The 10,550-nt window shown below is 39.1% G+C and carries 6 protein-coding genes and 1 rRNA gene; all 7 read left to right on the top strand.

Going from position 1 to position 10,550, the window contains the following annotated elements:
- Window positions 1-95 precede the first annotated feature (95 nt).
- Window positions 96-204, top strand: a 5S ribosomal RNA gene (gene rrf / locus HMPREF9331_RS12530).
- Window positions 205-322: 118 nt separating this feature from the next.
- Window positions 323-586 (top strand): DUF3820 family protein, encoded by a 264-nt coding sequence (locus HMPREF9331_RS12525; protein ID WP_016421260.1) that lies wholly within the window; start codon window positions 323-325, stop codon window positions 584-586.
- Between the two features lie 37 nt (window positions 587-623).
- Window positions 624-1,661, top strand: coding sequence for a DHH family phosphoesterase (locus HMPREF9331_RS12520; RefSeq protein ID WP_016421259.1), 1,038 nt, complete (start codon window positions 624-626; stop codon window positions 1,659-1,661).
- Window positions 1,658-2,242, top strand: coding sequence for a gliding motility-associated peptidyl-prolyl isomerase GldI (gene gldI, locus HMPREF9331_RS12515; RefSeq protein WP_016421258.1), 585 nt, complete (start codon window positions 1,658-1,660; stop codon window positions 2,240-2,242). The genes HMPREF9331_RS12520 and gldI overlap by 4 nt, the downstream gene beginning before the upstream one ends.
- Window positions 2,243-2,275: 33 nt before the next feature.
- On the top strand, window positions 2,276-3,397 hold the full coding sequence (locus HMPREF9331_RS12510) for a peptidylprolyl isomerase (RefSeq protein WP_016421257.1): 1,122 nt from the start codon (window positions 2,276-2,278) through the stop codon (window positions 3,395-3,397).
- Window positions 3,398-3,479: 82 nt separating this feature from the next.
- On the top strand, window positions 3,480-3,830 hold the full coding sequence (locus HMPREF9331_RS12505; RefSeq protein WP_016421256.1) for a VanZ family protein: 351 nt from the start codon (window positions 3,480-3,482) through the stop codon (window positions 3,828-3,830).
- Between the two features lie 282 nt (window positions 3,831-4,112).
- Window positions 4,113-10,550 (top strand): Ig-like domain-containing protein (locus tag HMPREF9331_RS12500; RefSeq protein WP_016421255.1); only part of this gene is annotated, 6,438 nt, incomplete at its 3' end.

Below are 10,550 nucleotides of genomic sequence, written 5' to 3'. Positions count from 1 at the left end.
GTTGTCGATAATTAATGACAAATGACTAATAATTAATGATTAATCGTATAGGAATTAATCATTGAACATTAACCATTAATCATTACATAAAAGTTTAAGGTGGTTAAAGCGAAAGGTCTCACCTCTTACCATTCCGAACAGAGAAGTTAAACCTTTTAGCGCAGATGGTACTGCAATTTGTGGGAGAGTATGTCGCCGCCTTCTTTACAAAACCGAATTATTCTTTTGAATAGTTCGGTTTTTTGTCATATCATTAATCATTATTGACATTAATCATTAATCATTAATCATTAATCATTATTGGTATTAATCATTAGTCACTATGAACAACGAAATTCTCAAAGAAATCATCACCACCCCTATGCCTTATGGTAAGTATAAGGGCACTATAATTGCTGATTTACCCGTCTATTATTTGGAATGGTTCAGTACGCAAGGTTTCCCCAAGGGAAAGCTCGGTATGCTTCTTTCTACTGTCTTTGAGATAAAAACTAATGGCCTCCAAGAAATTATAGATAACCTCAAGCAAATGATGGGTGAGGGGGTGAGGAATCCTAGTGATATTTCATTAACAATTGACAATTAGCAATTGATAATTCAAAAAGAATTTGTATCTTTGCCCTATGAATATACAAGATAGTAAAAGCCTACAAGCGCTTTTGGATCATAGGCCAGTAATAACCATAGTTCCCCATACCTCTCCCGATGGAGATGCCATAGGGAGCACATTGGGATTGTATCATTTTCTTAAAAATCAGGGACACGATGTACAGGTGATTGCCCCTACTGATTTCCCTGATTTCCTAAAATGGATGCCTGCCGCTGACCAAATTCTTATTTATCCCAATGGGGAGAGTAAGGCTCAGCAACGTATTGCGGCTTCTTCCCTTATCTTTACATTGGATTTTAATAACCTACTGAGAGCTAAGCCTTTGACCGCCTTGTTAGAGCAGTCGCAGGCTGACTTTGTTATGGTAGATCACCACCAACAGCCCGATACGTATGCTAAGATTACTTATTCCGATGACAAGGCCAGTTCCACTTGTGAGCTGATATACAAGGTAATAACAGCTCTTAGCTCTGAGCAGGCTATCAATCAGGAGATTGCCACCTGTCTCTATACAGGAATTATGACCGATACAGGAGGATTTCGTTTTTCAATGACTTCCCCTGAGACCCACAGGATTGTAGCAACGCTCTTGGAGAAAGGAGCTAATTGTACAGAGATAGCCTCAGAAGTCTTAGATAGCTATTCCATAGACCGTCTGTTGCTATTGGGACATGTGCTCAATGATCTCACCTATTTGCCACAGCATCATACGGCTTATATGTATATCAGTAGCAAGACCCTCAAGCAGTTTAACTTTCGCAAGGGCGATACCGAGGGTTTTGTCAATTATGGGCTGCGTATCAAGGAGGCTGAATTAGCCGCTATATTTATTGAGAACGAGGAAGATAAGCTAATCAAAATTTCTTTCCGATCCAAAACCAACTTAGATGTGAATCTCTTGGCGCGTACTTATTTCAATGGAGGGGGGCATATCAATGCGGCGGGGGGAAGTTCGCACACCTCTTTGGAGGATACGGTTAAGTATTTCTTGGAGGTATTGCCCCAATTCTTATCACGTCCCGATGCCTATCATTCAAATCCCATATTATGAGAACTATATTTGCCCTACTGATACTTTTGTTGGTAGTTTCCTGTAATAAGAAGGAAGCTCGCCGTCCTGTAATGATCAAAACAGATACTTTTCTAAAAGAATCGGCTAAGAAAAATAGGGAATTACTTGAAGACCAAGAGGCTGTGATGGATTCCATTATTGCTTGTGATACACTACATACCTATCTGAGTTCCAAGGATGGTTTCAAGTACTACTATCTATCGGAGAATGCAGCACCTGACCCTCTACCTCAATTTGGAGATCAAGTGGAGTTTACCTACAGTATTTCAGATATTTACGGGAAAGAAATTTATACTAAGGAGGACTCCAAGGTCATTACTTATATAGTGGATAAGCAGGAACTATTTCAGGGACTTCGGCAGGCCATCAAGCTATTGAAAGTCTATGAGGAAGCCGTATTTTTCTTTCCTTCAGAAATTGCTTTTGGTTATCACGGAGATAAGGAAAAAATAGGTATCAATAAGCCTATCCGTGCCCAGGTACATATTCTTAAGATTACGCCTGCCAAAGAGGAAGATGCCATAGATACGGCTAAAGAGAGCGCCGAAGGGGCTAATTAAAAATGTAATTTCATTTGTTAAATATAGAAATTTATGAAAAAAGTCAAATTATGGGCATTGTTATTGCCCTTGTTATTAGTGGCTTGTAAGTCTGCTAAGTATCCGAACCTAAAGGATGGCTTGTATGCAGATATCCAAACCAATTACGGAGATATGCTTGCCGAGCTTTACTACAAGACAACTCCAGGAACCGTGGCCAATTTTGTTTCTTTGGCCGAAGGTACCAATACTTATGTAGCAGACTCTCTCAAGGGTAAGCGTTATTACGATGGCACCAAATCACACCGTGTGATTAAGAACTTTATGCTCCAGGCGGGCGACCGTACTGCAACAGGAGAGGGCGACCCTGGGTATAAGTTTGCTGATGAGTTTGTAGATACCCTCAGATACACCAGAAAAGGCCAACTTGGTATGGCTAACTCAGGGCCTGCTACCAATGGAAGCCAGTTCTTCATCACCGAAGTAGCTACCGATTGGCTTAACTTCCGCCATACTATTTTTGGACAAGTAATCCAAGGCGAAGATGTTATTAGCAAGATTACTTCTGTAAAGACAGGCGCACAAGATCGCCCCGTAGATCCTGTGGTTATTAAGAAGGTAGAGATTATCCGTGTAGGTAAGGACGCTCAGAAATGGGACGCTCCTAAAGTGTTTGATGCTTTTATGAAAGAGCAAAATGCTAAGGCTCAGAAGTTAGAATCACAAAAGGAAAAGAACCTCGCCCTTATGGCAGAGCAGGAAGCTAAAGCAGTAGCACAACCCTCAGGTATCAAGATACTTAAACTCAAGGAAGGCAATGGTGTAAAACCTCAAATCGGTTCAGATGTATTGGTAAATTATGCGGGTTTCCTCCGCGCTACAGGAGATTTGTTTGACACCAATATAGCAGAAATAGCCAAAGAGAATGATGCTTATGATGCCGCACGTGCCGCTGATCCTCAGTATGGATATATCCCTTATGCTTGGAAATACAGCCCAGAGGTAGGCCTTATCGCTGGCTTTAAGGAAGCACTTCTTTCTATGAAAGTAGGCGATAGGATACGTGTATTTATCCCTTCTGCCTTGGCTTATGGCAAACAAGGTTTTGGTAATGGCGTGATTCCTCCCGATGCTGACCTTATGTTTGAAATAGAAATTGTGGATATTGCTAAATAGATTGAATAAAAAAACAAAAACCTTGCCAAAAATATATTATTTTTGGCAAGGTTTTTGCTGTATAGAGCCCAAAAAAATTAGAATGCTCTACAAGATTGTCTTTTTTCTTTACGGAGGCTTCCTCTTGTATATCCTTCTGCGTCCTACGTCAGATCTTCCTCAGAATTTTCCGTCTTTTGAGGGAATGGACAAAGTAATACATTTTCTAATATTTGCACTCTTAGCATATCTCTATAAAAAGGCTTTTCCTAAGCATTCTATTGTAAAGGAACTTTTGTGGCTTGCAGGATATGCTCTATTGACTGAATTTATGCAAGAGCAGATGCAAATGGGGCGTAGTGGAGATCCACTGGATATGCTTGCTGATGTTTTGGGAATCTTTGCAGGGATATTTGTATTCAATTTAACTAAGAAAACAGCTGAGAAAAAATAATGTAAAAACCAATAAATCTATCTTGAAAGATTTTTTTGATATTGAAGCTGTTTAAACTTTTTAGAGAAGTAAAAGTTCCCAAAAATTAGTAATTTTGTGTTTGAAAAAAAGGAATATGAGACTTTGTAGAAAACAGTTGGTATAAATTTTTCTTATATTAGGATAGATGGTATCAATATGTGTTAATAATTTTTTATAAATAATGAATGAGAAAAAAGTTGTAAAAGAAAAAATAATATATCTTTGCACCCTCTAATTAGGTCGATTTTAAAACAGATAAAAATGCTTAAAAAATTGCAGAAGAAAATTTCCTACTTGCTTATGATTCTAATATTGCTGTCTTTTGTTCAGGCAAAAGCACAGACAATAATAGCAAGTGCTGTGGCAGAGAATGATGTTCATTTTGCCAAACAAAACTTTGAAGTAGGTAAGCTTACTGTTAGCTTGGCGCTTCCTGCGGGTACGACAGGGACAGTGGAAGTTACTTTAGGTAATGGAATAGAATATGTGCCCAATTCTCTTGTGAAGGAGAATGGAACGCTCACTATTGCACATAACACCTCTTCTCCCGTTACCAAACCTGTTTTTACACTAACAGGATCAGGGAATATTGTGTTCTCTATTAAGAGAAAAGTAACTAAGAATGCTTCGGCTACACTATTCTCCAATCAGAATACCTTTAAGGATACAGTGAAGGTAACCCTTTCTTCAGGAGTTTCAGACCAGAAGGAGGCTACTTATACCCCTGTGATTCCTGTGATTGTTGTAACTCCTTCAGAACTTGCTCATGACAATGCCTCAGGAACAAGTGTGAAGACTTTCACTCTTAAGAATACGGGAGAAGGTGGAACGAAAGATATCTATTTTTCTGTAAAATATCCAACAGGAATTACAGGAGTGGAAATAAAAGGACCTGATGGGAGTGTTCTTTCTCCTGTGGGAAATGTTCCAACAGGGATAGGTAATAATACAGGGGTAGCCCTTTATAAGATTACGAGTACTTCACCAGCTGGATTTAAGAAGGATGATACAGCTGTTATTACTGAGAAATATACTGTAACAGGTTGCCAGGCCAATCGTGAAATTAAGTACGAAGCCTATTGGGGCGAGAGTAAAGATATTCTCTATGATGTACGTACTGGTGCCCGATCTATCAATGTACTGACAGGAACCCCTAACATAGTATTGGATATTGATTATAATAATAGTAACTTTAATTGGGCAGATGGGCTTACAGGCAATACTATAGGTACCTTTACTGCACAATATATTAATAAAGGAACAGGGAATGCCACTGCCTATGACTTGCAGATGAATATTACCCCTTATCTTACTGTTAAAGGCTTTAAGAATCATAAACCTGCGAATTTCCGTATTGTAGCCACTGATGGGACAGAAATTCCTATCTCTTCAATGACCCCTACAGGAAACCAAACAGTAGAGAGAAATATTCCTTTTAAGGATCTACCTGAATTGGCGGCTACTGCCTTAGTAGGTAAGAATATAGGACTTACCGATGTGGATGGAGATGGTTTTTATGATGATTTAGCTAAAGATGCCAAGCTCAAAATACGTTTTGAGATGGTGAAAAATCAAGAAATTACCTGTTTGCAGGATGATGGAGGAACCTTTAGTGTCTCTCCACACTCTAACTTTACCTATATAGATGCTTGTGGGGTTCAAAAAAACCCTGCCTCACAAGACCTTACCAATAATACTTTCAGACGCCTTCTTACAGGGATATCTGATAATTCTAAGTTCCCTGGTTCTCTTCTACAAGGGGAACGTACTTTTGGCTATCTTTCTTTTGGGCAACATACCATAATCTCACAACATATTAAAGAGGGATTTGGTAGGGTTCCTACATTAGGAACAAGAAAACTGAAATATGAAATAAAACTCCCCCCAGGGGTAGAGATGAAGAATGTGAAGTTCCTAAGGAGTGAAGGTTATGGACAAAATGTGGTTTCTACAAGAAATCTACCAGATGTCGCCAAAGGACAGACGTTTTCCTATACAACCATTGATGGTAACAAAGGGTATGTGACCTTCGAACTGCTCCTTACCACGCCTTGTATATCAGGAACAGTACCTGTGGAGTATAAAATTACTTACTTAGATAAAAATGGAGATACTGCCACTTATAGTGAGATACCTCTTATCTGTAAGACAATTCAAGTGGGGACTATTTGCCCTGGTACTTGTGCTGGTAATGGTCCAGTGATGCTCAAGACCAAGGTAGAACGTGCAGATAACTCTTATGGTTGGACGGACTATACAATGAATACACGCCAAACCAGAGCCAATGTATCACCTATAGACCGTAGCCGAGCCCTTCACTTAGATGAGGTAGAGTTTATCTCCGAAGGAGAGCAAGGAGGGGTTCCTACACATAACCTATACTATCACGCTCAAGTGAAAGCTTTGGCGACACTTATTCCTAAGCAGATAACTCTTAAAGTGGGGAATAACCCTATAGCTACCTTAGATGCTTCTTCTGCGATAGTGACACAAGGTACTAACTCAGATGGAAAATTCTTCCGATGGAACCTATCTTCTGCCTTGCCAGCACAGGGTATAGCTGTAGGAGAAAAGTTCTCTGTGGTAGCTACCTATCAGGTAAATAATAGTAATAGTAACAATAGTAGAGATAATGTCCAAGATACACAAGTAGGAGGAGCTTCTTTCTTCTATATGCTTGCTGATCCTAATGATACACAATTACATTCTGCAGGTTACCATACCCATGAATTGCATTGTGGAGCTAAGCAAACACCTGCTTTCTATATAGCAGAAACTTACACCCTTATAGGTACAAATACTTATAATATCAAAGGATGCGAAGTGACTGATATAGGAGCAAATCAGGCTTACTTGGCACGTCGTTTTGGAACAGCAGGGACTTATTATACCAATGAGTTTCGCCCTTCACACCGTATCAAGACCTTGAAAATCATTATTCCAAAGTCCTATAATATGGTAAGACCTGTAGATTATTCTTATCTGAGGGATTCAAGCCAATGGATGGAGAATGTTTTACAAATTCCTATCACTGATTTTCAAGTAACCGATAATGGTACTTATAAGACCTATACTTATACCAACCCTGCTAAGGGAAGTGCTGGTTATTTACAACCAGGAAACATCTCTGTAGAGAATGTCTATGGAGAGACTATACGAACTTGGCTGCAAGCCACTTGTGAATCAAAGGTATTTGCAAGTGTAGCACAAGCTACTGCCGATCAGCAGCTAGCTAAGGTGGAGATTGACTTTGAGGATTTCTATTACCACTATGCGGATAAGCCTACCATACCTGTAGTAAAGAATCCTTATGAGGAAGTATTACGTTATACGGATAAACCTGCTATCAATCTCCTTACCCAAACACCGCAAAGTATTACGGCTAATAAGAGAGAACAACATATCAATTTCCAGATTACCAATACCAGCCTCTCTGATGCACCTTATGGTTGGGTATCAGTACCTGATGTAGTAGGGATTAATGTATTAGGCTTGGAGGAGGTCAATGCCTCTGGGAATACCCTCAGAACATTCTCTGCTGCCACAGGCATCTCTGGGGAAAAGATGTTCTTCCTCGATTCTGATGGACAAAGTGGTACCATTGCCAAAGGAGCAGTTAAGTATTATAGACTTAAGTATGAGATTACCAACTGTACTAAGACTAATATTACTTTTGACTTATATGCAGGATGGAACTGTAATAGTAACCCTACTCAAGGGCATATCAAAACTTGTCATGACAAAAAGGTAACTTATAATGTAAAAATAGCGAAAAGCCTTAAGCAGATAACACCTAGTACCTCTAACCCAGGAGGAGGAATAGGGCTAGGAAATATCTCTATGTGTCAGAAGACAAAGTATGAATACACTATTAATAGTGGAGACGAAGGTGATATCTTTGATGTAAAGCTAGTTATCATAAAGCAGAGAGGACTTACTATTTCTGATGTAGAAATAGAATATCCTTTAGGAAGTGGAACCAAATTTTCCAGTATAACACCTGTAGAAAACAATAATAAGATCACTTATGACCTTACTTCTATTTTCCCAGGAGGAAGCTTGCCTGGAAGTATCTCAGAAAGTAATGTGAATAAGCGAAACTTTAAGCTGATCTTTATGGTGAAGCCTGATTGTGAATTTACAGCAGGCTCTTCCTTTGATATTGATATAGATGGAAATAACCTCTGTGGAGATCCTGCTGAAGGAGACCGTAGCAAAGCTATTATTGCAGGAATACAAGGAGTGGATGTCAATAAATATAAAGTAAATAATTCACTTACTTTAGAGTCAGGAGGTAACGCCAATGCTTGTGCTTCACCTAGCTATGCAACTTATAAAGGCAAGCATATCATTGTAGATACTTCACTTCCTATAGGTACTTTCTCAACAGGTGATAAGGGACTGGTAGTGATACGTATTCCTAAGGGATTTGAGTATATACCAAATTCATTTACAGTAGGGGATAAGAGCAAAACTACTTTTGCAGATCCTTCCTTACCTACCAATCCTATTGCTCAAGTAGGAGATCAAGAAACCGAATTAAGTATCAAGATTCCACAAGGAATGAAAAATGCGGATTTCTTTGAATATACCATTAAGATTAAACAAAAAGATAATACACCTGCTACAGAGTGTAGTCAAGAAGCTAAGATTAAGTACTATACTACGGATAAGGTAGATGGCGTTTCTTGTCCAGGAGGACCTACTAATCCTTGTCCTACCATTACCATAGAGACCACACAACATAGGGGTGAGGTAGAAATACCTGTGGAAAGGGCAAAAGTAAAGATAGAGAATGTACAACTGGCTTCTGTAGTTGAGAATAACAAAGAAAAGGTAACATTTACCTATACACTTAAGAATGAATCAACTACCTTTGCTTATACAGGTGATCTAAAGATAAGTTTGTTCTTGGATACCAATAATAATCAACTTATAGAACAAGGAACAGATACATTCTTACAAGACTTTACAGTTCCTAGTCTCTCTTTGGCTTCAGCAGCAACAGTACAGAAAACTCATACTGTAGAGTTAGATCAGAATCAGGTATGTCGTCTGTTACTTTCTATCCGTAATGATAAGAATTATTGCTTGTGTAATAATTTAGCTGTTATTACTTCAGCGCCTACTGTCTTGACAGATTTGGTATCTGATATGACCCTTTGTGAAAATGAGCATAAAGTTTTGTCTTATAATACACAAGCACCTACCTATGAGAACTATACTTGGGAGGCTGTTACTCCAGGAGCCTTGTCCTATTTGTCGGATTCTCACGTAAAAGAACCTGTGTTCCGTTATACAGGAGCTTCTCTGACTGCCCAACAGACCTTTATTTATAAGCTTACTATAAAGCGAACTAATGGCTGTGAAGCAAGTCAGCAGGTACAAGTAACTGTAAAACCAGCTACAGCTACTCCTTCAGCACCAAGTACACATACTTTCTGCCAAGGAGCAACAATAGCGTCTCTTAAAGATTATATAGACAATACGGTAACTGGTACAATAAGAGTATATGCAGATAATACTACGACTACTGCCCTTGCTGATAATGTCGCCCTTACTGCGACTACTTACTACTATTCAGCCGAAGAGTCAGGACGTTGTGAGAGTAATCGTGCATCATTCATCGTAGGAATTCAGAATATTGCAACTCCGACAGTAGCTCCAGCTCGTACAGAGTGTCCTACTTCGATAAGCACACTATTTGATATGGCTACTTTGGTAACTCCAGCTTCAGGATATACCTTCAAGTGGTATGATGCAGCTACTGGAGGAACAGCGCTTGCAGCTTCTCCTAAGGTAGATAGATATGTAACAGCTAAGACTATAACTACTAAATATGTAAGCCAAGAAAAAGATGGTTGTCAGAGTGCTCGTGTACCAGTAACCTACATTGTAGATGACACTCAAGTGCCGACACTTACTATCAATGATATAGTACTTGATTGCTCAGCAACTAATTTTGATACATTAGTTACTAACTGGCTTGCAACAGCAGTGGCTACAGATACTTGTGGTACACCTGTAATTACTAATAATTATGTAAAACCTGCTGACCTATGTGGAACAGGAGAGATCACAGTTATCTTTACAGCTAAGGATGGCTTCAATAATCAAACTCAAAAGACAGCAAAGATTCGCTTCGTTGTAGCCAAAGATGATGACTATACAGCCACTCCTGTGAAGACAAGCAGTAGTGATCAAGTAGTGAAAAATAATGGTGGTACTCCTTATAATATATTGACCAATGATAAACTCTATGGTAATGGAGCTACTATAAGTAATGTGACAATTGTGGAGGTAACCCCTAATACCTATGTGAAGATAGACACTGCAACAGGTCAGGTGAAGGTGAAAGCTAATACTCCTGTAGGTACCTATACAGTTACTTATCGTATTTGTGATAGAAATACTCCTGCAGCTTGCTCTAATACAGCTACGGTGAAGGTTAAAGTAACTCCAAGTATAGACGCAGTAGATGATGGCGAGAAGAGTGTACCAGCTACAGGAGGCGAAGTAGAGGTATTGGGCAATGATACTTTGAATGGTAACCCAGCTACTAAGGACAATGTAATAGTTAGCATAGATGATCCAAATGGACTTCCAGGTCTTACCATAAACGAAGGTAAGATAGTAGTTCCAAATGGTAGCACTCCAGGTACATATACAGTAAGATATAAGATTTGTGACAATGCGAAT

Origin of the sequence: Capnocytophaga granulosa ATCC 51502 (assembly GCF_000411115.1) — a bacterium.
GTDB classification, from domain to species: Bacteria; Bacteroidota; Bacteroidia; order Flavobacteriales; family Flavobacteriaceae; genus Capnocytophaga; species Capnocytophaga granulosa.
Note: the sequence above shows the minus strand (reverse complement) of the source record. Positions and strands in the feature narration are given on the sequence as shown.

Coding starts and splice junctions, on each gene's coding strand:
- HMPREF9331_RS12510 (WP_016421257.1), top strand. CDS start 2,276: ATGAAAAAAGTCAAATTATGGGCATTGTTATTGCCCTTGTTATTAGTG.
- HMPREF9331_RS12525 (WP_016421260.1), top strand. CDS start 323: ATGAACAACGAAATTCTCAAAGAAATCATCACCACCCCTATGCCTTAT.
- HMPREF9331_RS12520 (WP_016421259.1), top strand. CDS start 624: ATGAATATACAAGATAGTAAAAGCCTACAAGCGCTTTTGGATCATAGG.
- HMPREF9331_RS12505 (WP_016421256.1), top strand. CDS start 3,480: ATGCTCTACAAGATTGTCTTTTTTCTTTACGGAGGCTTCCTCTTGTAT.
- gldI (WP_016421258.1), top strand. CDS start 1,658: ATGAGAACTATATTTGCCCTACTGATACTTTTGTTGGTAGTTTCCTGT.